Source organism: Xanthomonas massiliensis, from assembly GCF_900018785.1.
GTDB lineage: Bacteria > Pseudomonadota > Gammaproteobacteria > Xanthomonadales > Xanthomonadaceae > Xanthomonas_B > Xanthomonas_B massiliensis.
Window position 1 is genome coordinate 878,346 of sequence record NZ_FCOY01000006.1, and the last position, 25,520, is coordinate 903,865.

The following is a 25,520-nucleotide window of genomic DNA, read 5'->3' on the forward strand; positions in this document are numbered from 1 at the left end:
TCCCTTTCCGAAGATGGAAAGCCGTCGGGACCACAGCCTTCACCCATGATCCCGGGTGCCGAAGGCATCGCCGCCCCCCGCCAATATCCGTAGGCCCGCAGTGGGGGTACCACCACCTCCGGGCATGAGGAAGCGGATCCCTTTGGCGTTTGCCGATAGCGGCAGCCGGCGTTTCCCCACATCCCGGCGAGGGCATTGCGCGCACGGGAATGCAACCGGTGATGCAGGCTGCATCGATGCCACGCCTGCCTGTTTTCCCGAGTCTCCTGCCTGTGGGTCCGCTGCACCAAGGTGGCGGCGCCTTCGCACAGCCGGGCATCGGCATGGCGGGAGCATTGCTGGCCGGAGCTACCGCGGCGCTGTGGGCGCCGTGGGCGGTGCCGTGGCCGGCCGCCGTGGCCGCGTTCGTGGCCGGCGTGTGGGGTTGGTGGATGGCACGCGGCCGGACATCCTGGCTGTGCGCGGCCGCACTGTTCCTGTGCGGGGGCGCCTGGGCCAGCCTGTACGCGGGGTGGACGCTGGAACGGAACGTGCCGCCGGCATTGGAAGGACGGGAAGTCCAGGTCGCCGGGCGCATCGTGGACCTGCCGGACCACCAGGCCCGGCGCACGCGCTTCCTGCTGGCGGTTGCGTCCGAGCCGGCCACGCCGCCTGCGCTGCGGGGGCGACGCCTGCAGGTGGCGTGGTACGACGATTACGGCGCGCAGTCGCCCGGTCCGAGAATGCAGGTGAAGGGGGGCGAGCGCTGGCGTCTGCGCCTGCGCGTGCGGGCCCCGCGCGGACTTGCCAATCCCGGCGGCTACGACGCCGAACGGCAGGCCCTGGCGCTGCACCTGGCCGGAAGCGGCACGGTACGTGCGCCGGACACGGCATCGCGGCTGGCGCCGGCGTCCGGCCTCACCGCCTGGCGCGAGGGCATGGCCGCGCGGATCGCGCAGGTGGTCCCGGATGGCGGCGCGCGCTTCGTGCAGGCCCTGGCGCTGGGCGATACCCGCCAGCTCGACGATCGCGACTGGGAACGCCTGCGAGCGGTCGGCCTGACCCATCTGATCGCGATCTCCGGCTCCCACGTGGGCATGGTCGGCAGCGCGGCGGGGCGGGCGGCGCATGCCGCGCCCGCAGGCGATGGCGATCGTGGCCCTGGCCGGCGCGGCCGTCTATGCGGGGGTCGCCGGCTTCGCCTTGCCCACGGTGCGCACCGTGTTGATGATCGCCGTGGCCGCCCTGGCGCGCGTGTCGCGAAGACGTTGCAGCGTGGCCGACGCACTGGCGCTGGCGTTGATCGTCCTGCTGCTGGTGGATCCCCTCGGCCTGCTCACCGCGGGCTTCTGGCTCAGCTTCGCCGGGGTGGCCTGGCTGGTGTGGTGCCTGCCGGGCGGCGGCGGCACGCCCGGATGGCGTGGATGGCTGCGCGGTTTCCTCTCCGCCCAGGGCGTGGCCACGGTAGGACTGCTGCCGCTGACCGTGGCCCTGTTCGGGCAGGCCTCCGTGGCCGGGCCGCTGGCCAACCTGCTGGCCATCCCCTGGTGGTCGTTGGTGGTGGTGCCGCTGTCGCTGCTGGGCCTGGTGCTCGAGGCGGTGGTGCCCGGTACGGGGGCATGGGCCTGGCAGTTGGCCGATCGCTGCTTTGCCCCGAGCTGGGCGCTGTTCGCTCGCCTGGCCGATTCGCCGGCGGCGCTGTGGTGGCTGCCCGAGTCCGGCACCGTGGCGCTGCTGCTGGCCATGGCCGGCGCGTTCTGGTTGATGCTGCCGCGCGGCATTCCCGCACGTCCCGTGGCCGTGCTGCTGTGGCTGCCGATGCTGTGGCCGCGCACGGAGGCCCCGCCTCCTGGTGGCGTGGACCTGCACGTGCTGGACGTGGGGCAGGGGCTGGCGGTAGTGGTCCGCACCGCCGGCCACACGCTGCTGTACGACACCGGCCCCGCGCTGCCGGAAGGCTTCGACGCCGGCGAGCGGGTGGTGGTGCCGGCGCTGCATGCATTGGCGCGGCCACGGCTCGATGCGGTGGTCGTCAGCCATGGCGATTCCGATCATGCCGGCGGCCTCGAAGCGGTACGGCGCGCATTCGTGCCCGCCCGCCTGCTGGCACCGGCCGGCTCGCCGGTGGCGGGCGCCGAGGCCTGTCTTGCCGGCCAGGGCTGGACCTGGGACGGGGTGCGGTTCCGGTTCCTGCATCCGGGCGACGGCTTTCCCTACCTGGGCAACGAATCCAGCTGCGTGCTGCGGGTGGAGACGGCCGGCGGTGCGCTGCTGTTCACCGGCGACATCGGCGAGGTGATCGAGGCGCGCCTGCTGCGCTCGGCGGCCGCGGACCTGCGTGCCGAGGTCGTGGTGGTGCCCCACCACGGCAGCGGCGGCGCCTCCACGCCGGGCCTCGTGGCGGCCACCGGGACACGGCTGGCCCTGCTTTCCACCGGCCACGGCAACCGCTTCGGCCATCCGCGCCCGGCGGTGGTGCAGCGCTGGCAGCGGGCCGGGGCCGAGACGCTGGACACGGCCGCCTCCGGCGCGGTGCGGGTCTGGCTGGGGCCGCGGGGCCTGCAGGTACGCGAGCGCCGGCGCTGGCGCCCGCATCTCTGGGACGCCGTCGCGCATGCGGAAGCCGCGCGTGGCGCTGCTATCCTATCGGCCGGTATCGGTTCGGCGTCATGGCCGGAGGATTTGCGACGTGTGGGAACTGGTCAAGGCCGGCGGCTGGCCGATGGTGCCGTTGGTGCTGCTGGGCGTGCTGGCGCTGGCAATCATCCTGGAACGCCTGTGGACCCTGCGCCGTAACGAGGTGCTGCCACCGGGACTGGGGCAGGAAGTGCGCAACTGGGCGGTACGTGGCCGGCTGGATGCCTCGCATATCCAATCCCTGCGCGCCAGCTCGCCGCTGGGCGCCCTGCTGGCCGCGGCGCTGGACGTGCGCGGCAAGCCGCGCGACCTGGTGCGCGAGCGCATCGAGGACACCGGCCGGCACCTGGTCCACCGCATGGACCGCCATCTCAACGCCCTGGGGACGATCGCCTCGGCCGGCCCGCTGCTGGGCCTGTTCGGCACGGTGGTGGGCATGATCCAGATGTTCCTGGGCATCCTCGACCACGGCGTGGGCGACGTGAACCAGCTGGCCGGCGGCATCGGCAAGGCCCTGGTGTGCACCGCCGCCGGCATGGTGATCGCCGTGCCTTCGCTGATCATGTACCGCTACTTCCGCGGCCGCATCGCCGGCTACGTGGTGGAGATGGAGCAGGAGGCCACGGCGCTGCTGGACGCGATGGAAAGCGGCAAGGCCGGTGCCGCGGCCCGTCCGCCGTCCGCTGCCGCCGACGCGCGCCTGGCCAAGGGACGCGCCTGATGCGCATCGGCAACGACGGCGCCGGCGATGAGCCGGGCATCGAGCTGGTGCCGCTGATCGACGTGATCCTGGTATTGATCATCTTCTTCGTGGTGACCACCACCTTCGATGCGCGCTCGACCCTGCAGCTGCAGCTGCCCACCGCCAGCGAACGCAACACGCCGGCACCGCCGCGTACCCTGAGCGTGCTGATCAACGCGGACGGGCAGTACTTCATCAACGACCGCGAGGTATTGCGCGGCGACGTGGAATCGGTCAAGCGCACCCTGGCCGAGGTGGCCGGCAGCGACCGCGACCAGACCGTGCTGCTGCGCGCCGACGCGCGCACGCCCTACCAGGCGGTGGTGACCGCCCAGGACGCGCTGGGCCAGCTCGGTTTCCGCCGCATCGCCATCGCCACCGCGCCCGAGCAGGCGCCGGCCGCGGGGGCCCGGCCGTGAACGCGCAGGCCATCGGCGCCAAGCCCGGCCGCGGCATCGGTAAGACCCCGGTACTGCAGGTGTACCGGCGCCTGCTGGCCTACGCGCGGCCGTACCGCACCCTGCTGGTGCTGGCCGCGGTCGGCATGGTGCTGGAGGCCGCCGCGGGCGGCGCCTTCAGCAAGCTGATGGAGCCGGTGATCAACATCACCTTCGTGGAGAAGAACCGCGAAGTGAGCTTCCTGCTGCCGCTGGCGATCATCGGCCTGTTCGTGCTGCGCGGCCTGGCCGGCTACCTGACCGACATCAGCATCGGCCGCGCCGCGCGCAGCGTGGCCCGCGACTTCCGCGTCTCGGTGCTGGGCAAGTACCTGCGCCAGCCGGGCCTGCGCTTCGACAGCGAGCCGGTGCCGGCGATGCTGGTGCGGCTGGGCTCGGACAGCGACCAGGTCGCCCAGGCCGCGGTGGACTCGATGAAGGTGATGCTGCAGAACTTCCTGCAGATTGTCGCCGCGCTGGTGGTGATGCTGATCACCAGCTGGCAGGTGACCCTGGCCATCCTGGTGCTCGGCCCGCCGCTGGCCTGGGTGATGAACAAGGTCGCGCGACGCTACCGCCGCGTCAGCCACCGCATCCAGGAGAGCAGCGCGGCGCTGTTCCAGGCCGCCGACGAGGTGCTCAACAACCAGCAGGAAGTGAAGATCTACGGTGCCCAGGCGCTGGAGCAGGAGCGCTACCGGGCCCTGGCCGACCGCAACCTGGAGCTGGCCATGAAGGTGGAGGCCACCCGCGGCATCTCCTCCTCGCTGGTGCAGATCATGGGCGCCGTCGGCCTGGCGCTGCTGCTGTACCTGGCCGGCGGGCAGGCGCTGTCCGGCCACCTCAGCGCCGGCGGTTTCGTGGCGCTGATGACCGCGATGATCGGCATGATCCCGGCACTGAAGAACCTGACCAACGTGCAGAACATGCTGCAGCGTGGCGTGGCCTCGGCCGAGCGGCTGTTCGCGGTGCTGGACGTGGACGACGAGTGCGATGCCGGCACCCGGCCGCTGGCGCGGGCGCACGGCCTGGTCGAGTTCCGCCATGTCACCGCGCGCTATCCCGGGGCGACGCAGCCGGCGCTGTCCGACGTGAGCTTCGTCGCCCGGCCGGGCACGGTGACCGCGATCGTCGGTCGTTCCGGCAGCGGCAAGTCCACCCTGGTCAAGCTGATCCCGCGCTTCTACGCGCACGAAGCCGGGCAGATCCTGCTCGACGGCCACCCGGTGGAGGAATACCCGCTGGCCGACCTGCGCCGGCAGATCGCCCTGGTCGGCCAGCAGGTGATGCTGTTCGACGGCACGGTGGCCGACAACGTCGCCTATGGCGAGCTGCGCGAGGCCCCGGCCGAGGCCATGGAACGCGCCGTGCACGGTGCCAACGCGATGGAGTTCGTGCAGACCCTGCCCGAGGGCATGCAGGCCGCGATCGGCAGCAAGGGCGGGCGCCTGTCCGGCGGCCAGCGCCAGCGCCTGGCGATCGCCCGGGCGATGCTCAAGGACGCCCCGATCCTGATCCTCGACGAGGCCACTGCCGCGCTGGACAACGAGTCCGAGCGGCTGGTGCAGGACGCACTGGAGCGGCTGATGCCCGACCGCACCACGCTGGTCATCGCCCACCGCCTGTCCACGATCGAGCACGCCGACCAGGTGCTGGTGCTCGACCATGGCCGCCTGGTGGAGCAGGGCACCCATGCCCAATTGCTGGCGCGCGGCGGCCTGTACGCCCACCTGTACGGCATGCAGTTCCGGGAAGCGCCGGCCCCATGAGCCGGGCCACGGGGCGGCAGGCGCCCGACTACTGGTATGGCCAGGGCCCGGTGCCGCTGGCCATGCGCCTGCTGGCGGGCCTGTACGGCGCCGTGATCGGCCTGCGCCGGCGCCTGTACCGGCGCGGCTGGCGGCGCAGCATCGCGGTGCCGGTGCCGGTCGTGGTGGTCGGCAACATCACCGCGGGCGGCACCGGCAAGACCCCGCTGGTCATCGCGCTGGTGCAGCACCTGCAGCAGGCCGGTTGGAAGCCGGGCGTGGCCAGCCGCGGCTACGGCCGCGAGCAGGCCGACGCGGCGCGCTGGGTGCAGGCCGACACGCCGACATCGCTGGGCGGGGACGAGCCGGTGTTGATCGCCGCCAAGACCGGTGCGCCGGTGCGGGTGGACCGCGACCGCGTCGCCGCCGCGCGCGCGCTGGTGGACGCCGGCTGCGACGTGGTCGTGTGCGACGACGGCCTGCAGCACTACCGGCTGGCGCGCGACCTGGAGATCGAGGTGGTGGATGCGCGGCGCCGCTACGGCAACGGCCGGCTGCTGCCGGCCGGACCGCTGCGCGAACCCGCCGCACGCGCCCGGGACTGCGACTTCCACGTGCTCAACCTCGGTGCCGGCACCGCCCTGGCGGAGCCCGAATTCGGCCAGTGGCCGATGGCGCTGGACATCGACACGGCGGTGCCGCTGGACGGGCGCCGGCCATGCCCGCTGTCGGCCTTCGCCGGCCAGCGCGTGCATGCGCTGGCCGGCATCGCCCATCCGCAGCGCTTCTTCCAGATGCTGCGCGACAAGGGCATCGCGGTGGTGCCGCACGCGTTCCCCGACCATCACCGCTACCAGCCCTCCGACCTGGACCTGGGCAGCGCGTTGCCGGTGCTGATGACCGAGAAGGACGCGGTCAAGTGCGCCGCGTTCGCCAATGCCTGGTGCTATGCGGTGCCGCTGCAGGCCGAACTGCCGGCCGCGTTCTGGGTCGCGGTGCTGGACCGGCTGGGCAAGCTCTCCAAGGCGTGATCGCCGCGCCGATGCCGGGGAGCAGGCAATGGCGGCGGTTGCTGTCGGCGAATCCGGCGCCATTGCCGGGAGCCGGGCGGCGAACGGGGCGTTGCTGCGCTTGCGTCCCCCTTCGCCCGCGCCGCGCCGGGACCTCGGTCGAGGGAGGGGCGCCGTAAAATGCCGGCAATGCGCCGGAACGGTGGCCACGGGCGACCGGCTTTCCGGGAAGAGAACTCCTGACCGAAGAGGTGGGCATGCAGATCCGACCGTTCCCCGTCCCGTGCCCGATCGCCGGCGGAGGCCGCCGATGAGCGGGCCGGCCGGCTTCGTCGTGGCCATCCCGGCGCGCCATGCCTCCACGCGCCTGCCGGGCAAGCCGCTGCGGCTGCTCGGCGGCCTGCCGCTGGTGAGGCGGGTGGCCGAGCGCGCGCTCGCCGCCGGCGCCGCCCAGGTCTGGGTGGCCACCGACGATGCCCGCATCGCCGAGGCCGTGGCCGGGATGGAAGGCGTCGCCGTGGCGATGACCGATTCCGGCCTGGCCTCCGGGACCGACCGCCTGGCAGCCTGTGCCGAGGTGGCCGGCTGGGCCCCGTCCACCGTGGTGGTGAACCTGCAGGGCGACGAGCCCTTCGCCCCGGTGGAAGGCATCCGCGCGGTGGCGCGCCTGCTGGAGGAAGGGGGCGCGGCCATGGCCACCCTGGCCACGCCGATGGAGACCGGCGCGGAGCTGTTCGATCCCAACGTGGTGAAAGTGGTGCGCCGCCACGACGGCGATGCGCTGTACTTCAGCCGCGCGCCGGTGCCCTGGCACCGCGACGCCTTCGCCGCCGACCGCACGGTGCTGCCACCGGCGCCGGTGCCGTGGCTGCGCCATATCGGCATCTACGCCTACCGCGCCGACTTCCTGCGCCGGTTCGCGGCGATGGCGCCTGGGGCGCTCGAGCAGGTCGAGTCGCTGGAACAACTGCGCGCGCTGGAGGCCGGCCACCGCATCGCGGTGGGACTGACACCGGCCGCGTTCCCGCCCGGCATCGACACCGCCGAGGACCTGGCGCGGGCCAAGGCCTTCCTCGCCGGGCGCGCATGAGGCTGTTGATCGTCTGCCTGGGCAACATCTGCCGCTCGCCGATGGGCGAGGGCGCGCTGCGGGACGCCCTGCAGGCGGCTGGCCTGGCCGGGCGGGTGGAAGTGGATTCGGCCGGCACCGGCGACTGGCATGTCGGCCAGGCGCCGGACCGGCGCGCGATCGCCTGTGCCCGTGCCCATGGCGTGGACATCGCCGGGCTGCGCGCACGCCAGCTGCGGCGCGGCGATTTCCTCGATTTCGACTGGATCCTGTGCGCCGACCGCATGAACCTGCACGACCTGCAGCGCCTGCGGCCTGCAACCGCCCGCGCCGGGGTATCGCTGTGGCTGCCCTGGGCCGGCGTGGCGGACGCGGACGAGATCGCCGATCCCTATGCCGGCGGCCACGAGGCCTTCGAGACCACCTGGCGCGACGTGCACGCCGCCGCCGCGGGCACGGTGCGCCGGCTCGCCGCCACCGGGCATCCGGCATAATCCCCGGCCATGGATACCCCACGCGACGACGCACCGGAACTACCGGCCACCTGCACCTGGCTCAACGCCCGGCCCCTGCGCCTGGCCGACCTGCGCGGGCGGCCGGTGGTGCTGGCCTTCGTCAACGCCGCCTCGGCCTGGTGCATGCAGCGCGCCGCGGAACTGGCCGGCTGGTGCCAGCGGCACCCCGGTGCGGTCCAGGCGATCGTCGTGCAGGTCCCGCGCTTCGACTTCGAGCGCGAGCCGGTGCAGTCGCTCGCCCTGCTGCGCCGGCAGGGCATCCCGTTGCCGGCGGTGCTGGACCGGGACTGGCAGGCCTGGCGCGGTTTCGGCATCGACGCCTGGCCGACGCTGCTGCTGCTGGGCGCCGACGGCCGCGAGCGCGGCCGGCTGGTGGGCGACGGCGAGCCGCTCGATCGCGCCCTGGACGCCCTGGTGGCCGGCGCGCCGCCGATCCTGGACGAGGAACTGGCCTCGCTGGGCGGGCTCGATGCCGAGGCGCGCCGCCCGCTGCGCTTTCCCGCCGGCCTGGCGGTGGCTGGCGATCGCCTGTACGTGGCCGACAGCGGCCACCACCGCGTGCTCGAGTGCACCCTGGGCGGACGCGTGCTGCGCACGTTCGGCACCGGCGTGGCCGGTTTCAACGACGGCATGCCGGAGGAGAGCGCCTTCAACCGGCCGCAGGGCCTGGCCCTGGCGCGCGGCGAGCTGTACGTGGCCGACACCGGCAACCATGCGCTGCGGCGCGTGCACCTGGGCAGCGGCCAGGTCTCCACGCTGGTCGGCAACGGCCGCCCGGGCGAGCCGCGCGAGGGCGTGGTCGAGGATCCGGCGCAGGTGCCGCTGCACCATCCGGCCGGCCTGGCGCTGGCCGGCAACGTGCTGCTGGTGGCGATGGCCGGCGACAACCGGATCTGGGGCTACGACCTGGGCCGGCATGCGCTCGGCTGGCGCGCCGGCAGCGGCGCCCTGGAATCGCGCGACGGCAGCGGCCACCTGGCCGCCTTCGCCCAGCCCTGGGCGCTGGCGGCCGTGCAGCACGCCCTGTACGTGGGCGATGCGCTGTCCTCCTCGGTGCGCACCATGCAGCTGGCCGGCGACCTGGTGCAGACGACCCTGGGCCAGCGCAGCAACTGGGAGTTCGGCCACGACGACGGCCCGCGCAACCAGGCCAGCCTGCAGTTCCCGCAGGCGCTGGCATTGAGCCCGTCCGCCCCGCTGCTGTGGATCGCCGATGCCGGCAACGGCAGCCTGCGGGTGCTGCGCCTGGGCGGCGGCGAGCTGTCCACGGTGGCCCTGCCGCGGCCGCTGCACGGGCCCACCGGGCTGGCCGCCGGCGAGGACGCGGTCTGGATAAGCGAGACCGACGCCCACATGTTGCTTCGCTACGAGCCCGCGAGCGGGCTGCTGAGCGAAGTGACGATCGAAGCATGACCCCGGCCACTGCAGACGGATTCGACGGAAAGGCGTTCGCCGCCAACCTGAGCACCGCCCCGGGCGTGTACCGCATGTACGCGGCCGAGGACGTCCTGCTGTACGTGGGCAAGGCGCGGGCGCTGCGCAACCGGGTCTCCAGCTACTTCAACGGCACCCCCAAGAGCGCGCGGATCATGTCCATGCTCTCGCAGGTGGTGCGCATGGAAGTCACCGTCACCCGCACCGAGGCCGAAGCGCTGCTGCTGGAAAACCAGCTGATCAAGTCGCTCACTCCGCGCTACAACGTGGCCCTGCGCGACGACAAGAGCTACCCCTACGTGCTGCTGACGCGCGAGCAGTGGCCGCGCATCGCCTTCCACCGCGGCCCGCGCGCGGTGCCCGGGCGCTATTTCGGGCCCTATCCCAGCGCGATGGCGGTACGCGAGACGCTCAACGCCATGCACAAGCTGTTCCGCCTGCGCAGCTGCGAGGACAGCGTGTTCCGCAACCGCTCGCGGCCGTGCCTGCAGTACCAGATCGGCCGCTGCAGCGCCCCGTGCGTGGGCCTGGTGGAACCGGCCGACTACGCCGAGTCGGTCCGCCGGGCCTCGCTGTTCCTGGAGGGGCGCAGCGACCAGCTTGCCGACGAGCTGACCGGGGCGATGCAGGCGGCCAGCGAGCAACTGGAGTTCGAACGCGCCGCGCGCCTGCGCGACCTGCTGTCCTCGCTGCGCAGCATCCAGGCGCGCCAGTTCGTCGATGGCCGTGCGGCCGACCTGGACGTGCTGGCGTGTGCGATGCAGGGCAGCCAGGCCTGCGTGCTGCTGCTGGCCTTCCGCGATGGCCGCAACCTGGGCACGCGTGCCTTCTACCCCAGGACCAACGGCGAGGACAGCGCCGAGGAAGTGCTCGGGGCGTTCGTCTCCCAGTACTACGCCGAGCACGTGCCGCCCTCGGAGATCGTGCTCGACCGGGAGATCGCCGAGGCCGAGCTGATCGAGGCGGCGCTGGCCGCCTCGGTGGGCCACCGCGTGGCGCTGAAATGGAACGTGCGCGGCGAACGGGCCGGCTATGTCGCCCTGGCCAGCCGCAACGCGCAGATGACCCTGGCCGGCGAACTGGACAGCCGCAACGCCCAGCAGGCACGCAGCGAGGCCATGCGGCAGATGCTCGGCCTGGAAGAGCCGGTCAAGCGCGTGGAATGCTTCGACATCAGCCACACCCTCGGCGAGCTGACCGTGGCCTCGTGCGTGGTGTTCGACAGCAAGGGGCCGGTGAGCAGCCAGTACCGGCGCTTCAACATCACCGGCATCGAGCCCGGCGACGACTACGCGGCCATGCACCAGGCGCTGGAGCGCCGCTTCCGCCGCGCGGTGGAGGAGGACGGCCCGCTGCCGGACGTGCTGCTGATCGACGGCGGCGCCGGCCAGCTCAGGCAGGCCGAGGACGTGCTCGCCGACCTCGGCGTCAACGGCGTCACCCTGGTCGGCGTGGCCAAGGGCGAGGAGCGCCGGCCCGGCGCGGAGGCCCTGGTGCTGCCGGACGGACGCGAGCTGCGCCCGGGCCCGGCCTCGCCGGCGCTGCAGTTCATCCAGCAGGTGCGCGACGAGGCCCACCGCTTCGCCATCACCGGCCATCGCGCGCGACGCCAGAAGGCACGCATGACCAGCCGGCTCGAGGACATCCCCGGCATCGGTCCGCGCCGGCGCGCCGCGCTGCTCAAGCACTTCGGCGGCATGATCGGCCTCAAGGCCGCCGGCGAGACCGAAATCGCGCGCGTGGAAGGCATCAACGCGGCCCTGGCCGCGCGCATCTACGCTAACCTGCATGGGTTGCCCATGCCCGACGCCGCGGGCGAGTAAGGACGTGCGATGAAGCTGACGATTCCCACCTGGCTGACCCTGCTGCGGATCGTGATGATCCCGGTGCTGGTGGTCGTGTTCTATCTGCCCTACAGGTGGACCAACTTCGCTTCCGCGGCGATCTTCGCGCTGGCCTCGATCACCGACTGGCTCGACGGCTGGATCGCGCGGCGCTACCACCAGAGTTCTGCCTTCGGTGCGTTCCTGGACCCGGTGGCCGACAAGCTGATGGTGGCCGTGGCGCTGTTCCTGATCGTGCAGGGCCATCCCACGCCGTGGATGGCGTTCTGGGCCGCGGTGATCGTCGGCCGCGAGATCGCCGTTTCCGCCCTGCGCGAGTGGATGGCCGAGATCGGCCAGCGCGCCAAGGTGAAGGTCGCCATGATCGGCAAGATCAAGACCACCGCGCAGATGGTCGCCCTGTTGTGCCTGCTGTACTCGGTGACGCCTGGCCAGGTACCCACCGGGCAGATCTGGATGGGCATCTACCTGTTCCACGTCGGCGACTGGATGCTGGCGGTGGCCGCGCTGCTCACCCTGTGGTCCGGGTTCCAGTACCTGCACGCGGCCTGGCCGAGCCTGCGCGCCGACGAGCAGGCGCTGGTGCAGGCACGCAAGAAGGCCGACGGCAACGGTTGACACTTCGCCGGCCGCATGTAGAATTTCGCGCTCCCGAGCGGGAATAGCTCAGTTGGTAGAGCACGACCTTGCCAAGGTCGGGGTCGCGAGTTCGAGTCTCGTTTCCCGCTCCAGTATTCAAGACAAGGCCCCGCACCGCGGGGCCTTGTCGTTTCTGGGGGCGTGCCGACGCGGCCGAGGCGCGGCCGCCCTCGATGGGCGAAAGACCCCGGCCAGCCGCGTCGCGACCGCCATGCGCACGCTGTTGCGCCGCGCGCCCCGCGGGACCGGGCGGCTTCGCTTTCCCCGTGCGTGCCGTGGCAGGAGGCGTGCTAGGCACCGGCGCCGCCACGGCACGTGGCCGCCCGCGCGAGCCGGTCGCGGGCGTACCACAGCGCCCGGCGGGCCATGTCGTAGGCCTGGTCGGCCTGCTGCGGCAGCAGGTGCTCGGCCATCACCGGATCGGCGCCGTGCGCCAAGGCGTGCTCGATGTGCTGCAGGGCCTGCAGGCGCTCTCGTACCGGGCCCAGCAAGGCCTTGCGCTGCGCGGCGCAGCCGGGGAAATCCCGTTCCAGCTCGGCCATCGCCGCGACGATGGCGGCGCTGGCGCCGCCCTTGAGGTCGGGCGCTTTTTCGAACGCGATCGGCGCGGCGTTGTAGGCATCGCCGGTGGCTTCGCTGCCGAGGTCCTCCTGGCGCTCGTGCAGGGCCGGATTGAAGCGCACCTGCGGCGGCGGCCGGGCAATGGCGGGCTGGTCGCCGCCATGCTTGCCCTTGAGCTTCTTCATCGCCCCGCCCAGGGCCTGGTCGGCGAGCTGGAACAGGTTGCCGTCGGACTTCCAGTCCTTGTCGAAGCGCGTGGGGTGGTAGTCGATCGGATCGGGACGTTCGAGGATGCGGCGCGCCTTCTCCTGGTCGCGCGCGCTTTCCAGGCCGGGTGCGGTGCCTGGCGGCAACCCGGTGACATTGGCATCCGCGGCGATGCGGATCCGTCCGTCCGACGTGTAGAGCCGCGAGGCCGGCGATGCCGTTTCGGGAGGGCGGGGGGAGGCAGGGTGTCCGGGCGGGATCGCGTGGGGGCAGGCGGCACCGGCAGGGCGGGGCGGGGCGACGATGGCGGCGGCGCGACCTGTGGCGGCGGCAACAGCACCAGGCGCATGCCGGTATCGCCGGCGCGGGCTGCCGGGCCGGAGGCCGCTGGCAGGCGCAGCAGCAGCGATGCCAGCAGGCCCATGATCAGGAGGGTGCCCAGGCCTGCGAACAGGCGCGGACGGTTTTCATCGGACAGCAACGGGGAATCCGGCAGGCAGAACGGTCGTCGACTTCGACCGGCGGGCATTGTCCCGTGTTCCCCGCGATGTCCGATGCGTGCGTATGTCAGCATTGGCATGCGGTGGCCACGTGCGCCGGCCTGCCCGTACCGGCGACCGCGGCCGCACTGGCGCCGGTCGCGCGCGCATGGGATACCCGCTGATGGGCTGCCGGAATATCGGTCGCCTGGAGGAATCGTTCGGGTATTGTCGAGAGGGCGACCATGCGCCGCCGCGACGTTTCCTGAACCGCAGGATTCCCGGGATTTGCTTTCGCCCGGTGCAGGGCATACCGTGGCCGGGCTGAGTTACAAGGGTCACCTTGAATCGTGGCCTGATGCTGTAGACAAGCATTCACTACATCGTTGTACCCGCTTCCTAAATTTCTCCTTGCAGCCAGCATCTCCGGTCGCCGTGCGGCCGGCTTCATCCATTACCAAGGAGCAATTCCATGTCCGACAATGAAACGGGTACCGTGAAGTGGTTCAACGATGCAAAGGGCTTCGGCTTCGTCACCCGTGACAACGGTGCGCCGGATGCCTTCGTGCATTTCCGCGCCATCCAGTCCTCGGGCTTCAAGAGCCTGCAGGAAGGCCAGAAGGTTTCCTTCTCCGTCACCCAGGGCCAGAAGGGCCCGCAGGCGGAGAACGTGCAGGTCCTCTGAGGGCCGCCGTCTTCTGAACAAAAGCCCGGCTTGATGCCGGGCTTTTTTGTTGCCCGCGGTCATTGCCCGCATCAGGCGCTGCGGCCGGGGATCCGACCGGGCGGCAGGACGCGCAGGGCCCCGCGACGGGGGCGCGACACGGCCGCTTTCCCTGCACTGCGGGTGTGCATGACACGCTCCGAGGGCAGCGCGAGCAGGGGCCGCGCCGGCGCCGGTCCATGGCCGCGTTCGCCAAAGGCCGTGACCGGGGCTTTCCCCACCGAGGCAGTCGCATGGACCCGGGCTTCCTCCTGGCGGAGGGATCACCGGGCCACTCGTCCGTGCGTCGTCGACGAACAGCATCGATCAGGGATGTGGCATGCATCCACGGCGTACGGGACCCCCGGCCGGGCCGATCGCGGCCCGGGCCCGCCCAGGACTCTGACTCTCGTGGACACGTCCTGGACATGCGCAACCATGCGACCGGGCAGGCAGCACGTGCCCGGGTCGATCGGCTACGCATGCCGAAACCGGCAGGCATCGACCGCGCTTGCGCGCAAGTCACGCGGACGGGGCCTTCCCCTCGTCGGCGGGCTTGTCGTCGCCCCGTGCGGCCTTCTTCTTGGCCAGCTTTTCTTCCTTCTGCTTTTTCTTGGCCAGCTCGCGCTGACGCTTCTCGAACGAATAATTGATCTTTGCCAAGGATGGACCTCGTTGGGACGGGAGGGAAACGTGAATGGTTGACGCGGTTATTCCTTCGCTGCCGTTGCCGGCTCGGCGTCGGCGGTGGCCGGGCCTTCGCCGCGCCGCTTGCGCGGCGACGCGGCCTTCGCCGGCGTCTGGCGCAGCGGCGAGTTGCCCAGGACTTCGATTTCCCCGCCGGCCTTGCTGAAGGCGGCAAGATCGGCGGCGATGCGCTCGCGGGTGAGGCCGCGCTGCTGGCCGGGAGCGCCGAAATGACCGGTGGTCTGCCGGGGAGCGGGGGCCGCCTGCTTCTGCGCAGGCTTGGGCGTGGTTTTTCCGGTCATCAACGACATCTCCTCAAGGGGTACTCAGTCGAATGTCGCGGTCGCGCGATGTGGCGTATTCCTCGCGTACCGCTCTGCAGTAGGGGCCGGCCATGACGAAGCGCCGGCAGGCCGAGGGGCGGCTTCCGTAGATGCCGCAATTCATGTGCGCGCCGTCGATGGCCACGCACCAGCCTTCCTCGTCGCGTGCCATCACGTGCAGGCCGCCGGGCAGGTAGGTGGTCAGGTGCGCCGGTACGTGGTCGTCCTCGTCCAGGACCACCGTCAACCGGCAGCACACCGCATCGCAGGACGAGCACTGGACCGGCCCTCCGGCACGGCTCACGCGCTGGCACCGCGCGCATAGCGCAGCAGGCGCCCGCGGAAGGGCGGGAGGTCCTTGTCGTTCATCGGGCAGCGTTCCTCGAGCGCGTGGAATCCCTGGTCGGCCATCAGCCGGCTGAACCGCGTGCTGTTGCCGCGGCCGGGATCGGTCAGCACCACCTCGGCCGTGGGCAGCGCATGGCGTTCCACCACGCCGGCGAGCAGCAGCGCGTGGTCGATCTCGTAGAGCACGTCGCTGGCGATGATCACGTCGAACTGTCCCAGCGTCGGCAAGGGCATGTCCCAGCGCAGCTGGCGGTAGTGCACGGCCGGCAGCGCGTTGAGGGCGGCGTTGTAGGCCAGGAACGGCTCGGCGAGCGGATGCACATCGGAGGCGACCACGTCGGCCTCGCGATGCTGCAGCACCAGGCTCGCCAGGCCGATGCCGCAGCCCAGCTCCAGGATGCGCTTGCCCTGCACGTCGAACTGCGTCATCGCCTGCGCCAGCAGGCGCTCGGCCGGCCACAGCTGGCCGAACAGGCTCCATTGCGCCGAGGAAATGCCCAGGCGGGCGCCATGCCCGTCCGGGTCGGAGAACTGCTGCCTGTCGCTGAGCACGCGCAGGCGGTAGAGGTGGCCGCCGACGGTGACCTGTTCGTGGCGTACGGAGTAGCCGGGCATGATGCGCTCCCGTTGGGGCGTCCTCCCCGGTACGGCGTGGGGCGGGTGACGCATGAAGGGGGAGCGGATCGGGCAACTGCCGGGGCGGCTGCGCGGAGCGCACGGAACAGGCGGTGGCCTGTGGGTCCATGCTACACCATGCCGCGAACCGGCCCTCCGGAAGCGGGGGCGGGAGCGGTTCCGGCGTGCCTTGGCGCCCACTCCCGAGCCTGGCGAATCGTTCGTGCCCTTCCCGCAAAAACGGACGTCCTGGGCTGGACGATGGCCAATCAGACGTGCGTGGCTGGATCGGACGCAGTGGTCTCCGCGCGCGTGGCGATGACGCTCTGGCAGGGAGACTGCGGCTACCGCTACCGCAATCCGGCTGCGGGCGGCCTGGAGGTCGATGGCTCCGATTGGGTGGCCTCGGAGGCGGGCCGGGGCAGGATTGGCTCCGGCGTGCGCCGGCTCCATGCATTCGGTATTCGCGCTCTTGGCACTCGCCTCCGATCCGCGATCGTCGGACATCGGAGGAAGAGGGCACCCGCCTTCCGTCGCCGGGCCGGCAACAAAAAACCCCCGACGCGTCGGGGGTCTGTCTGGAGGCCTGGGTCGGAATTGAACCGGCGTACGCGGATTTGCAGTCCGCTGCATAACCACTCTGCCACCAGGCCGGTGAGCGACTCTAGCTGATCCGCCGGCGGCGGCCTCTAGAACAAAGCCCCGCATGCGGGGCTTTGTGATGTATCTGGAGCGGGAAACGAGACTCGAACTCGCGACCCCGACCTTGGCAAGGTCGTGCTCTACCAACTGAGCTATTCCCGCTTGGGATGGGCTGCATTCTACAGGCGGTCCCGGAATCTGCCAACACCTTTTTGCGCGTCGGCGGCGTACGCCTTCACAGCAGGCGGATCAGCAGCGGCGCCACCATCACGTTGATCAGGCCGGCCATGACCATGACCAGGCCGGCGATCGCGCCTTCCTCGTCGCCGATCTCGCGCGCCTTGGCCACGCCCATGCCGTGGGCGCCCATGCCCAGCAGCGCGCCGCGCGCCATGGAGCTTTTCACCGGCAGCACCTTGAGGATGACCTGGCCCACCAGCGAACCGCAGATGCCGGTGAGGATGACGAACACGGCGGTCAGCTCGGCGACGCCGCCGACCTCGTCGGACACCTCCATCGCCAGCGGGGTGGTGATCGAGCGCGGAGTCAGGCTCAGGCGCAGTTCCGAGGACAGGTTCAGCAGCGTGGACAGGTACCAGGCGCTGACGATGGCCACGGTGCTGCCGACCAACACGCCGGCGCCGAGGATCTTCCAGTGGCGGCGGATCAGTTCGCGCTGCTGGTAGATCGGGATGGCGAAGGCCACGGTGACCGGCCCGAGCATGGCCATCAGCCAGTGGGTGCCACGCGTGTAGTCGTGGTAGTTGGCATGCAGTAGCACGGCCAGCAACAGCAGCACCAGCGGCGCGAAGATCAGCGGCGAGACCAGGGTGGCGTGGAAGCGCGCGTAAAGGGCCTTGCCCGCGTAGTAGGCGGCGATGGTGGCCAGCGCCCAGAACACCGGCCAGCCCATGCCCTGGATGAGCGGGATCAACGGTTCACTGTTCACGACGGCGACTCCAGCGATAAAGCAGGTCCACGGTCAGCGCGGTGCTGGCCATCACCAGCACGGTACCGCCCAGCACCACGGCCAGCAGCTTGATGCCCAGCCAGCCGAGCATCTGCCGGTTGTCCAGCAGGATCATCGCGGCCGGCACGAAGAACAGCAGCATCTCGGCCAGCAGCCAGTTGGCGCCGCGGGTCAGGGTATGGGGCGAGAGCCAGTGCCGCAGCAGCAGCACCAGCAGCAGGACCATGCCGAGGATGCCCGAGGGGATCGGCAGGTCGAAGCGGCGCACCGCCCACTCGGCGCCGCCCCAGACCAGCACGATCAGCGCGATCTGGGCCACGCGGCTGCCGCGCAGGTGGCGGCGCGCAAGCGGCATCACCGGGCGCAGGAAAGAACGATCAGGTATGTTCATGGAGCAGTATATTGCGCCTGCCATTTCATAAGTAAAATGAATCCTGGTGACTCGGTGGATTCTATTTAGGAATGGAACTGAAGCAGCTCAAGGCCCTGGTGGAGGTGGTCAGGCGCGGCGGCTTTTCCGCGGCGGCCGAGACCTTGCACACCACCCAGCCCAACATCAGCAAGACGGTGAAGCAGCTGGAGGAGCAGGCCGGCCTGCCGCTGCTGGATCGCTCCCGTCAGGGGGTACGGCTGACCCCGGCCGGCGAGATCATCTACCGGCGCGCGCTGACCCTGCTGGCCGAGCGCGACAGCCTGGAGGCCGAGCTGGACGACCTGCGCGGCCTGCGCAGCGGCGAGCTCAACCTGGGCCTGCCGTTGCTGGGCAGCGACATCCTGTTCGCGCCGCTGTTCGCCGCCTACCGCGAGCGCTACCCGGGCGTGCAGCTGCGGCTGCTGGAACTGGGCAGCCAGGCGCTCGAGGACAGCCTGCGCGCCGGCGACGTCGAGCTGGTCGGCAGTCTGCTGCCGGTGGGCGACGAGTTCGAGTGGCAACCGGTGCGACGCGAGCCGATGGTGGTGGTGCTGCCGCCCGGGCACCGGCTGGCCGGAAGCTCCTCGTTGCGCCTGGACAGCCTGCGCGAGGCGCCCTTCGTCATGTTCGAGCGCGGCTTCGCCCTGAACCGGCGTGTCATCGCGGCCTGCGCCAAGTACGGGTTCGCCCCGCGCGAGGTGGCGCGCAGCAGCCAGATCTACTTCATCGCCGCGCTGGTGGCGGCCGGCATGGGCGTGGCGGTGCTGCCGCGGATGATCGCCGAGCGCCACGTGCAGCACCTGCCGCGGGTGCTGCTCGACGAGAACGACCTGGTCTGGCACATGGCGTTGATCTGGCGCCGCGGCGCCTTCCTCTCGCATGCCGCGCGTGCCTGGCTGCAGCTGGCCGGCGAGCGCACCGTGCCGCCCGCCTGAGGTTCACATCCGCAGGGTGTCGACCAACAGCTTGACGTTGAGCACCACGATGATCCCGGCCACCGTCCAGGCCAGGGCCAGCAACCAGCGCGGCGCCACCAGCGCGCCCATGCGGCGGCGATCGCCGACGAAGTGCACCAGCGGGATCACCGCGAACGGCAGCTGCATCGACAGCAGCACCTGGCTGAATACCAGCAGCCGCGCGGTGCCGCCCTCGCCGTAGAGCGCGGTGACCACCACCACCGGCACGATCGCCAGACCGCGGGTCAGCAGGCGCCGCACCCACACCGGGATGCGCAGGTGCAGGAAGCCTTCCATCACGATCTGTCCGGCCAGCGTGGCGGTGACCGTGGAGTTGATGCCCGAGGCGAGCAGGGCCACCGCGAACAGCGTCGCCGCCACGCTCACGCCCAGCATCGGCGCCAGCAGCTCGTAGGCCTGCTCGATCTCGGCCACGTCGGTGCGTCCCTGGGTATGGAACACCGCCGCGGCCAGGATCAGGATGGCCGCGTTGACGAACAGCGCCAGCGACAGGGCGACCGTGCTGTCCAGCGTCGCCCAGCGCAGCGCCGAGCGTCGCCCGGCGTCGGTGCGCGGGTAGGCGCGGGTCTGCACGATGGACGAGTGCAGGTACAGGTTGTGCGGCATCACCGTGGCGCCGACGATGCCGATGGCCAAGTACAGCGCCTCGGGCGAGGTGACGATGCGCGCGCTGGGGATGAAGCCGGCCAGTACGTCGCGCAGCGGCGGGGCGGCCATCGCCATCTGCACCGCGAAACACACGAAGATCACCGTCAGCAGGGCGATGACGAACGCTTCCAGGCGGCGGAAGCCGCGATGCATGAGCACCAGTACCAGCAGCACGTCGACCACGGTGATGATCGCGCCGGCCAGCAGCGGGATGCCGAATAGAAGCTTCAGCGCGATCGCGGTGCCGATCACCTCGGCCAGGTCGCAGGCCACGATCGCCGCCTCGCACAACAGCCACAGCACCACGTTGGCGGCCTTGCCGTAGCGTTCGCGGCAGGCCTGCGCCAGGTCTAGGCCGGTGGCGATGCCCAGCCGCGCCGCCAGGCCCTGCAGCAGGATCGCCATCAGGTTTGACAGCAGGATCACCGACAGCAGCAGGTAGCCGAACTGCGAGCCGCCGGCCAGGTCGGTGGCCCAGTTGCCCGGGTCCATGTAGCCGACCGAGATCATGTAGCCCGGCCCCACGAAGGCCAGAAGCTTGCGCCACCACGCCCCGCCGGCGGCCGGCACCGGGACGCTGGCGTTCATTTCGCCGAGGCTGCGGAAGTCCGTACTTGGGGCCGAGGCCGGGGTGGCGGAAGGAGGAGAGGAATCGGGGGTCTTCATGGCAACGGGTGAGGGTTGACCCGGCCACTATATAGCAATTGCTATCTCATTGAGCAGGGGCGAACCATTGATCCCAGATTGGACCGGCGCCATCGCCTTGGGCGATCATGCGCGCGCGATTTACGAGGAGTTGTCCGTGGGCAAAGACGAAAAGTCCGACGATGCATCCGCTTCCGGCCTGCCCGAGGCCCGGCTGCATTCGGAGGGCTTCCGCCAGGTACGCCAGGCGCGCCGGCAGGAACTGGTCGAGGACTACGTCGAGCTGATTTCCGACCTGCTCGCCGACGGCGGCGAAGCGCGCCAGGTGGACATCGCCGCGCGCCTGGGCGTGGCCCAGCCGACCGTGGCCAAGATGCTCAAGCGGCTGGTGCAGGGCGGCTGGGTGATCCAGCGCCCGTATCGCGGCGTGTTCCTCACCCCGGAGGGCAAGGCGCTGGCCGAGGCCAGCCGCGAGCGCCACCAGACGGTGTACCGCTTCCTGCGCGCGCTCGGCGTGGACGAGGACACCGCGCGCCGCGATGCGGAGGGCATCGAGCACCACGTCAGCGAAGCCACGCTGGCCGCGTTCGAGGCCTTCGCCGCCCGCACGGAGGCGCATTGAGCGAGCAGGCGCCGCAACGGCAGGCGGCCGACGACGCGCGCTGGATGCGCCATGCGCTGGCGCTGGCCGAGCGTGCCGAGCGCGAGTTCGACGAGATCCCGGTCGGAGCGGTCGTGGTGGGCCCGGACGGGCAGCTGCTGGGCGAGGGCTGGAACCACAATATCGCCGGCCACGACCCGTCCGCGCACGCGGAGATCGTGGCCCTGCGCGCGGCTGGCCAGGCGCTGCGCAACCATCGCCTGGTCGGTTGCACCCTGTACGTGACCCTGGAGCCGTGCGCGATGTGCGCGATGGCGATCGTGCACGCCCGGCTGCAGCGGGTGGTGTACGCCGCGGCCGATCCCAAGACCGGCGCCTGCGGCAGCGTCTTCGACCTGCTCGCCGATCCGCGCCACAACCATCGCGTGCAGGTGCATGGCGGAGTGCTCGCCGAGGCGGCCGGGACCCGGCTGAGCAACTATTTCCGGCGCAAGCGCGGGCGCGCGCCACTGCCCGAGCCGCCGGCCTGAGGTGGGCGCCGCGCTATCATGTCGGGCTTGCCGGCTGGCCGGCGCGAGACAGAGGTGGGAAAGGCAATGGGCAATGATCGGCTGATCTGGATCGACCTGGAGATGACCGGGCTGGACACCGACCGGGATTCGATCATCGAGATCGCGACCGTGGTCACCGACGCGCAGCTCAACGTGCTCGCCGAGGGCCCGGAACTGGCCATCGCCCATCCGCTGGACACGCTGCAGGCCATGGACGAGTGGAACCGCCACCAGCACCGCCACTCGGGCCTGTGGCAGCGCGTGCTCGACAGCCAGGTCGGCATCGCCCAGGCCGAGGCGATGACCGTGGCCTTCCTCGATCGCTGGGTCAAGCCCGGCACCTCGCCGATGTGCGGCAACTCCATCTGCCAGGACCGGCGCTTCATGCACCGCCTGATGCCGCGCCTGGAGCGCTATTTCCACTACCGCAACCTGGACGTGAGCACGCTCAAGGAGCTGGCGCGGCGCTGGGCGCCAGGGATCGCCGCGGGCGTGGCCAAGACCTCCTCGCATACCGCGCTGAGCGACGTGCACGATTCGATCGAGGAGCTGCGCTACTACCGCAACTTCATGGGCGAGCTGGCCGGGCTGGCCGCGCCGGCGGACTGAACCGCCCGCACGGCCGTCCCGGCCCCGGCCTGCTCAGGCGTCCTGGCGCGGATCGGGCAGGGCGGCCTGGCCGCCGGCCACCAGCGTCCCGTCGTCCAGCGGCTTGCCGGAGCCGCCGTAGAGGTACACGTGCGCGTCACGCTGGGGGAACGGGATGCTGATGCCGGCCGCGTCGAAGCCGGTCTTGATCCGCTCCAGCAGCTCCGCGCGCGTCGCCGCCCAGTCCGCGTTCGCCACGTAGCAGGTGATGGCCAGGTTGACGCTGCTGTCGGCCAGGGTGTCGACCGCGGCCCCGGGTGCCGGGCTCGCCTGCACGCGTGCGTCGGCGCGCACCACGTCCAGCGCCACCTGGCGCGCGCGGGCGAGGTCGTCGCCGTAGCCGACGCCCACCACCAGCGCGATGCGGCGCAGCGGCAGGGTGCTCAGGTTGGTGATCGGGCCGGAGGTGATCAGGTTGTTGGGGATGGTCAGGATCTCCTTGTCCGCCCCTTCCAGCACGGTCTGGAAGATGCCCACCTGGGTCACCGTGCCGCTCAGCCCGGCCACGGTGACCGCATCGCCCTCGCGGAACGGGCGCAGGGTCACCAGCATCACGCCGGCGGCGATGTTGGACAGGGAATCCTTCAGCGCCAGGCCGATGGCCAGGCCGGCCGTGCCGATCACCGCCAGCAACGGCGCGGTGGCCACGCCGAGCTGCTGCAGCGTGGCGACGACCACCAGCACCACGGCGGCGATGTAGGCCACGTTGCGCAGGAAGTCGCCCAGCATCGTGTCGATGTGGAAGCGCAGCAGCGCCCGCGGCAGCAGGTTGGTGAGCCGGCGTGCCAGCCACAGGCCGATCAGCAGGACCAGCGCGGCCTTGAGCAGGGTGGGGCCCCACAGCAGCAGCAGTTGCTTCCAGTGCAGGGAATCGATGGCGATCGGGTTCACGGCAGCCTCCTTGGGGGCGGGGACGAGAGGGATGAACGAGCGGGATGAAAAAGCGGGGCCCCGCCGAAACGGGGCCCCGCGTGGGTCGTCATGCTGACCGCGGCGCGGTCGAGGCGACGTCAAGCCCCGGCCTTGCTCTTGGCCAGCCGCAGCCAGGTATCGACCACGGTGTCGGGGTTGAGCGAGACCGACTCGATGCCCTCGTCCATCAGCCACTGCGCCAGGTCGGGATGGTCCGACGGGCCCTGGCCGCAGATGCCCACGTACTTGCCCTTGGCGCGCGCGGACTTGATCGCCATCGACAGCAGCTTCTTGACCGCCGGGTTCCGCTCGTCGAACAGGTGGGCGACGATGGACGAGTCGCGGTCCAGGCCCAGGGTCAGCTGGGTCAGGTCGTTGGAGCCGATCGAGAAGCCGTCGAAGATGTCGAGGAACTCGTCGGCCAGCAGCGCGTTGGACGGCACCTCGCACATCATGATGATCTTCAGGCCGTTCTCGCCCTGCTTGAGCCCGTTCTGCTCGAGCACCTCGACGACCTTGCGGCCTTCCTCCAGGGTGCGCACGAACGGGATCATCACCCACAGGTTGTCCAGGCCCATCTCGTTGCGCACGCGCAGCACGGCCTTGCACTCCAGGCCGAAGGCCGCGGCGAAGGACGGATCGACGTAGCGGCTGGCACCGCGGAAGCCGATCATCGGGTTCTCTTCGTGCGGCTCGTAGTTCGCGCCGCCGATCAGGTTGGCGTACTCGTTGGACTTGAAGTCCGACAGGCGCACGATCACCGGGTTCGGCCGCACCGAGGCGGTCAGCGTGGCGATGCCCTCGGCCAGGCGGTCCACGTAGAAACCCACCGGATCGCTGTAGCCGGCGATCTTGGCGTCGATCTTCTTCTTCGTCTCGGCGTCCTGCTTGTCGTATTCCAGCAGGGCATTGGGATGCACGCCGATGTGGCTGGCGATGATCATCTCCAGGCGTGCCAGGCCGATGCCGTTGTTGGGCAGCTGGCCGAAATCGAACGCGCGCTCGGGGTTGGCCACGTTCATCATGATCTTCAGCGGCGCCGGCGGCATGTGCGACAGGTCGGTGGTGGTGCGCTCGAACGGCAGCTTGCCCTCGTAAATGTAGCCGGTGTCGCCCTCGGCGCAGCTGACGGTCACTTCCTGGCCGTCCTTGATCTCCTGCATCGCGTTGCCGGTGCCGACCACGGCCGGCACGCCCAGCTCGCGGGCGATGATCGCCGCGTGGCAGGTGCGCCCGCCACGGTTGGTCACGATCGCCGCGGCACGCTTCATCACCGGCTCCCAGTCCGGATCGGTCATGTCGGCGACCAGGACGTCGCCGGGCTGGACCCGGTTCATGTCCTCCAGCGAACGCACCACGCGCGCCACGCCGGCGCCGATCTTCTGGCCGATGGCACGGCCCTCGGCCAGCACCGGGCCGCGCTTGTCCAGCGTGTAGCGTTCGATCTGGGTGGCATGGCCGCGCGATTTCACCGTCTCCGGCCGCGCCTGGACGATGAACAGCTTGCCGCTCTTGCCGTCCTTGGCCCACTCGATGTCCATCGGCCGGCCGTAGTGCTTCTCGATGACCAGCGCCTGCTTGGCCAGCTCCTGCACATCGGCATCGGAGATGGAGAAGCGGTTGCGCAGCTCGGCCGGCGTGTCCTCGATGCGCACGCGCTCGCCGGGGGTGTCCGAATAGACCATGCGCACCGCCTTGCTGCCGAGCGAACGGCGCAGGATCGCCGGCTTGCCGGCCTCGAGCGTGGGCTTGTAGACGTAGAACTCGTCGGGGTTCACCGCGCCCTGCACGACCATCTCGCCCAGGCCGTAGCTGGCTGTGATGAACACCACGTCGCGGAAGCCGGATTCGGTGTCCAGGGTGAACAGCACGCCGGAGGCGCCCACGTCCGAGCGCACCATCAGCTGCACGCCGGCCGAGAGGAACACGTCCTCGTGCTTGAAGCCGTGGTGGACGCGGTAGGCGATGGCGCGGTCGTTGTAGAGGCTGGCGAACACTTCCTTGACCTTGTGCACGACGTCGTCGGCACCGGTCACGTTGAGGAAGGTCTCCTGCTGGCCGGCGAAGGACGCGTCGGGCAGGTCCTCGGCGGTGGCCGAGGAACGTACCGCCACGGCCACGTCGGCGCCACCGTTGTCGGCCGACAGCTGGGCGTAGGCGCTGCGGATGTCCTTGTCCAGGTCCGGCTGCAGCGGCGCGTCGATGACCCAGCCGCGGATGTCCTTGCCGGCGGCGGTCAGCGCGCCGACGTCCTCCACGTCCAGCGTGGCCAGGCGGTCGAAGATGCGCTTGGACAGGTCGTTGTAGGCGATGAACGCCTTGAACGCCTCGGCGGTGGTGGCGAAGCCGCCCGGAACCGACACGCCCAGCTCGGCCAGGTGGCCGATCATTTCGCCGAGGGACGAATTCTTGCCGCCGACGCGGGCGAGATCGCCCAGGCCAAGCTCGTGCAGCCAGAGGATGTTCTCGTTCAAGCGCGATGCTCCGTTTGGGCCATCGCCCGAGGCGGGCTGCAGGCCACGTCCATGGGAAGAAGC

At 70.8% G+C, this 25,520-nt stretch carries 24 protein-coding genes, 3 tRNA genes and 1 pseudogene; 16 read left to right on the forward strand and 12 right to left on the reverse strand.

The window, feature by feature from the left end:
* Positions 1–323 precede the first annotated feature (323 nt).
* From BN3794_RS06950 to BN3794_RS07000, 11 genes and pseudogenes are all read left to right on the forward strand, one after another.
* Positions 324–2,775, forward strand: a pseudogene (locus tag BN3794_RS06950) (DNA internalization-related competence protein ComEC/Rec2).
* Positions 2,669–3,337: a MotA/TolQ/ExbB proton channel family protein gene (locus BN3794_RS06955; RefSeq protein WP_066095262.1), complete on the forward strand. Its 669-nt coding sequence runs from the start codon at positions 2,669–2,671 to the stop codon at positions 3,335–3,337. The pseudogene BN3794_RS06950 and the gene BN3794_RS06955 overlap by 107 nt, the downstream one beginning before the upstream one ends.
* On the forward strand, positions 3,337–3,777 hold the full coding sequence (locus BN3794_RS06960) for an ExbD/TolR family protein (RefSeq protein ID WP_066095265.1): 441 nt from the start codon (positions 3,337–3,339) through the stop codon (positions 3,775–3,777). The genes BN3794_RS06955 and BN3794_RS06960 overlap by 1 nt, the downstream gene beginning before the upstream one ends.
* 35 nt (positions 3,778–3,812) lie before the next feature.
* Complete coding sequence (gene msbA, locus BN3794_RS06965) at positions 3,813–5,564, forward strand: lipid A export permease/ATP-binding protein MsbA (protein ID WP_236493222.1); 1,752 nt, start codon at positions 3,813–3,815, stop codon at positions 5,562–5,564.
* A complete protein-coding gene (lpxK, locus tag BN3794_RS06970; RefSeq protein WP_066095269.1) occupies positions 5,561–6,574 on the forward strand; it encodes a tetraacyldisaccharide 4'-kinase in 1,014 nt (337 codons plus the stop codon). Before msbA ends, lpxK begins: the two co-directional genes overlap by 4 nt.
* Positions 6,575–6,863: 289 nt before the next feature.
* Positions 6,864–7,643: a 3-deoxy-manno-octulosonate cytidylyltransferase gene (gene kdsB / locus BN3794_RS06975; RefSeq protein ID WP_066095272.1), complete on the forward strand. Its 780-nt coding sequence runs from the start codon at positions 6,864–6,866 to the stop codon at positions 7,641–7,643.
* Positions 7,640–8,116 carry a low molecular weight protein-tyrosine-phosphatase gene (locus BN3794_RS06980; RefSeq protein WP_066095275.1) on the forward strand — a complete coding sequence of 159 codons (477 nt, stop codon included), beginning with the start codon at positions 7,640–7,642 and terminating at the stop codon, positions 8,114–8,116. The genes kdsB and BN3794_RS06980 overlap by 4 nt, the downstream gene beginning before the upstream one ends.
* Before the next feature lie 9 nt (positions 8,117–8,125).
* Entirely contained in the window at positions 8,126–9,550 is a 1,425-nt protein-coding gene (locus BN3794_RS06985) for a hypothetical protein (RefSeq protein WP_066095278.1), read from the forward strand.
* Positions 9,547–11,394 carry an excinuclease ABC subunit UvrC gene (gene uvrC / locus BN3794_RS06990; protein WP_066095280.1) on the forward strand — a complete coding sequence of 616 codons (1,848 nt, stop codon included), beginning with the start codon at positions 9,547–9,549 and terminating at the stop codon, positions 11,392–11,394. The genes BN3794_RS06985 and uvrC overlap by 4 nt, the downstream gene beginning before the upstream one ends.
* A gap of 9 nt (positions 11,395–11,403) precedes the next feature.
* Complete coding sequence (pgsA, locus tag BN3794_RS06995) at positions 11,404–12,033, forward strand: CDP-diacylglycerol--glycerol-3-phosphate 3-phosphatidyltransferase (protein ID WP_066095283.1); 630 nt, start codon at positions 11,404–11,406, stop codon at positions 12,031–12,033.
* Between the two features lie 37 nt (positions 12,034–12,070).
* A tRNA-Gly gene (locus tag BN3794_RS07000) sits at positions 12,071–12,146 on the forward strand.
* A 198-nt stretch (positions 12,147–12,344) separates the two neighbouring features.
* On the opposite strand, the gene BN3794_RS07005 is transcribed toward BN3794_RS07000, so the two are convergent.
* Entirely contained in the window at positions 12,345–12,968 is a 624-nt protein-coding gene (locus BN3794_RS07005; RefSeq protein WP_066095285.1) for a hypothetical protein, read from the reverse strand.
* 805 nt (positions 12,969–13,773) lie between these two features.
* Here BN3794_RS07005 and cspE point away from each other — a divergent pair.
* Positions 13,774–13,986 carry a transcription antiterminator/RNA stability regulator CspE gene (gene cspE / locus BN3794_RS07010; protein WP_066095288.1) on the forward strand — a complete coding sequence of 71 codons (213 nt, stop codon included), beginning with the start codon at positions 13,774–13,776 and terminating at the stop codon, positions 13,984–13,986.
* 540 nt (positions 13,987–14,526) lie between these two features.
* Here cspE and BN3794_RS16680 read toward each other — a convergent pair.
* From BN3794_RS16680 to BN3794_RS07045, 8 genes are all read right to left on the reverse strand, one after another.
* Positions 14,527–14,667 carry a hypothetical protein gene (locus tag BN3794_RS16680; protein WP_187128043.1) on the reverse strand — a complete coding sequence of 47 codons (141 nt, stop codon included), beginning with the start codon at positions 14,665–14,667 and terminating at the stop codon, positions 14,527–14,529.
* Between the two features lie 47 nt (positions 14,668–14,714).
* Positions 14,715–15,002, reverse strand: coding sequence for a hypothetical protein (locus tag BN3794_RS07015; protein WP_147675686.1), 288 nt, complete (start codon positions 15,000–15,002; stop codon positions 14,715–14,717).
* 4 nt (positions 15,003–15,006) lie between these two features.
* Positions 15,007–15,318, reverse strand: coding sequence for a YkgJ family cysteine cluster protein (locus tag BN3794_RS07020; protein WP_066095294.1), 312 nt, complete (start codon positions 15,316–15,318; stop codon positions 15,007–15,009).
* On the reverse strand, positions 15,315–15,977 hold the full coding sequence (locus BN3794_RS16605) for a class I SAM-dependent methyltransferase (protein WP_066095299.1): 663 nt from the start codon (positions 15,975–15,977) through the stop codon (positions 15,315–15,317). Before BN3794_RS16605 ends, BN3794_RS07020 begins: the two co-directional genes overlap by 4 nt.
* Before the next feature lie 579 nt (positions 15,978–16,556).
* Positions 16,557–16,630: transfer RNA gene (locus tag BN3794_RS07030), tRNA-Cys, on the reverse strand.
* Between the two features lie 75 nt (positions 16,631–16,705).
* A tRNA-Gly gene (locus tag BN3794_RS07035) sits at positions 16,706–16,781 on the reverse strand.
* A gap of 73 nt (positions 16,782–16,854) precedes the next feature.
* Positions 16,855–17,568 carry an LrgB family protein gene (locus tag BN3794_RS07040; RefSeq protein WP_236493196.1) on the reverse strand — a complete coding sequence of 238 codons (714 nt, stop codon included), beginning with the start codon at positions 17,566–17,568 and terminating at the stop codon, positions 16,855–16,857.
* A complete protein-coding gene (locus tag BN3794_RS07045) occupies positions 17,558–17,980 on the reverse strand; it encodes a CidA/LrgA family protein (protein WP_078059635.1) in 423 nt (140 codons plus the stop codon). Before BN3794_RS07045 ends, BN3794_RS07040 begins: the two co-directional genes overlap by 11 nt.
* Before the next feature lie 71 nt (positions 17,981–18,051).
* Between BN3794_RS07045 and BN3794_RS07050 the strand changes: the two genes are divergently transcribed.
* Positions 18,052–18,936 carry a LysR family transcriptional regulator gene (locus BN3794_RS07050; RefSeq protein ID WP_066095308.1) on the forward strand — a complete coding sequence of 295 codons (885 nt, stop codon included), beginning with the start codon at positions 18,052–18,054 and terminating at the stop codon, positions 18,934–18,936.
* Positions 18,937–18,939: 3 nt separating this feature from the next.
* Here BN3794_RS07050 and BN3794_RS07055 read toward each other — a convergent pair whose 3' ends face one another.
* Complete coding sequence (locus BN3794_RS07055) at positions 18,940–20,292, reverse strand: Nramp family divalent metal transporter (RefSeq protein ID WP_066095311.1); 1,353 nt, start codon at positions 20,290–20,292, stop codon at positions 18,940–18,942.
* Between the two features lie 136 nt (positions 20,293–20,428).
* Here BN3794_RS07055 and mntR point away from each other — a divergent pair, with 136 nt between their 5' ends.
* The 3 genes from mntR to orn all read left to right on the forward strand — a co-directional run bounded on the left by mntR (position 20,429) and on the right by orn (position 22,032).
* Positions 20,429–20,893 carry a manganese-binding transcriptional regulator MntR gene (mntR, locus tag BN3794_RS07060; RefSeq protein WP_066097127.1) on the forward strand — a complete coding sequence of 155 codons (465 nt, stop codon included), beginning with the start codon at positions 20,429–20,431 and terminating at the stop codon, positions 20,891–20,893.
* Positions 20,890–21,402, forward strand: a complete 513-nt coding sequence (gene tadA, locus BN3794_RS07065) for a tRNA adenosine(34) deaminase TadA (RefSeq protein ID WP_268872074.1) — start codon at positions 20,890–20,892, stop codon at positions 21,400–21,402. Before mntR ends, tadA begins: the two co-directional genes overlap by 4 nt.
* 66 nt (positions 21,403–21,468) lie before the next feature.
* Entirely contained in the window at positions 21,469–22,032 is a 564-nt protein-coding gene (orn, locus tag BN3794_RS07070) for an oligoribonuclease (protein ID WP_066095314.1), read from the forward strand.
* Positions 22,033–22,065: 33 nt separating this feature from the next.
* Here the strand turns inward: orn and BN3794_RS07075 are convergent, their stop codons facing one another.
* Together BN3794_RS07075 and ppsA are read right to left on the reverse strand one after the other, a co-directional pair.
* Positions 22,066–22,962, reverse strand: coding sequence for a mechanosensitive ion channel family protein (locus tag BN3794_RS07075; RefSeq protein WP_066095317.1), 897 nt, complete (start codon positions 22,960–22,962; stop codon positions 22,066–22,068).
* A 119-nt stretch (positions 22,963–23,081) separates the two neighbouring features.
* Complete coding sequence (ppsA, locus tag BN3794_RS07080) at positions 23,082–25,457, reverse strand: phosphoenolpyruvate synthase (RefSeq protein WP_066095320.1); 2,376 nt, start codon at positions 25,455–25,457, stop codon at positions 23,082–23,084.
* Positions 25,458–25,520: the final 63 nt, after the last annotated feature.

What these genes read in the sequence shown, in the direction of transcription:
- BN3794_RS07055 (WP_066095311.1), bottom strand. Translation starts at nt 20,292, where the DNA reads ATGAAGACCCCCGATTCCTCTCCTCCTTCCGCCACCCCGGCCTCGGCC.
- BN3794_RS06985 (WP_066095278.1), top strand. Translation starts at nt 8,126, where the DNA reads ATGGATACCCCACGCGACGACGCACCGGAACTACCGGCCACCTGCACC.
- BN3794_RS06980 (WP_066095275.1), top strand. Translation starts at nt 7,640, where the DNA reads ATGAGGCTGTTGATCGTCTGCCTGGGCAACATCTGCCGCTCGCCGATG.
- BN3794_RS07045 (WP_078059635.1), bottom strand. Translation starts at nt 17,980, where the DNA reads ATGAACATACCTGATCGTTCTTTCCTGCGCCCGGTGATGCCGCTTGCG.
- kdsB (WP_066095272.1), top strand. Translation starts at nt 6,864, where the DNA reads ATGAGCGGGCCGGCCGGCTTCGTCGTGGCCATCCCGGCGCGCCATGCC.
- BN3794_RS06960 (WP_066095265.1), top strand. Translation starts at nt 3,337, where the DNA reads ATGCGCATCGGCAACGACGGCGCCGGCGATGAGCCGGGCATCGAGCTG.
- BN3794_RS16605 (WP_066095299.1), bottom strand. Translation starts at nt 15,977, where the DNA reads ATGCCCGGCTACTCCGTACGCCACGAACAGGTCACCGTCGGCGGCCAC.
- uvrC (WP_066095280.1), top strand. Translation starts at nt 9,547, where the DNA reads ATGACCCCGGCCACTGCAGACGGATTCGACGGAAAGGCGTTCGCCGCC.
- cspE (WP_066095288.1), top strand. Translation starts at nt 13,774, where the DNA reads ATGTCCGACAATGAAACGGGTACCGTGAAGTGGTTCAACGATGCAAAG.
- pgsA (WP_066095283.1), top strand. Translation starts at nt 11,404, where the DNA reads ATGAAGCTGACGATTCCCACCTGGCTGACCCTGCTGCGGATCGTGATG.
- orn (WP_066095314.1), top strand. Translation starts at nt 21,469, where the DNA reads ATGGGCAATGATCGGCTGATCTGGATCGACCTGGAGATGACCGGGCTG.
- BN3794_RS07050 (WP_066095308.1), top strand. Translation starts at nt 18,052, where the DNA reads ATGGAACTGAAGCAGCTCAAGGCCCTGGTGGAGGTGGTCAGGCGCGGC.
- lpxK (WP_066095269.1), top strand. Translation starts at nt 5,561, where the DNA reads ATGAGCCGGGCCACGGGGCGGCAGGCGCCCGACTACTGGTATGGCCAG.
- BN3794_RS07015 (WP_147675686.1), bottom strand. Translation starts at nt 15,002, where the DNA reads ATGTCGTTGATGACCGGAAAAACCACGCCCAAGCCTGCGCAGAAGCAG.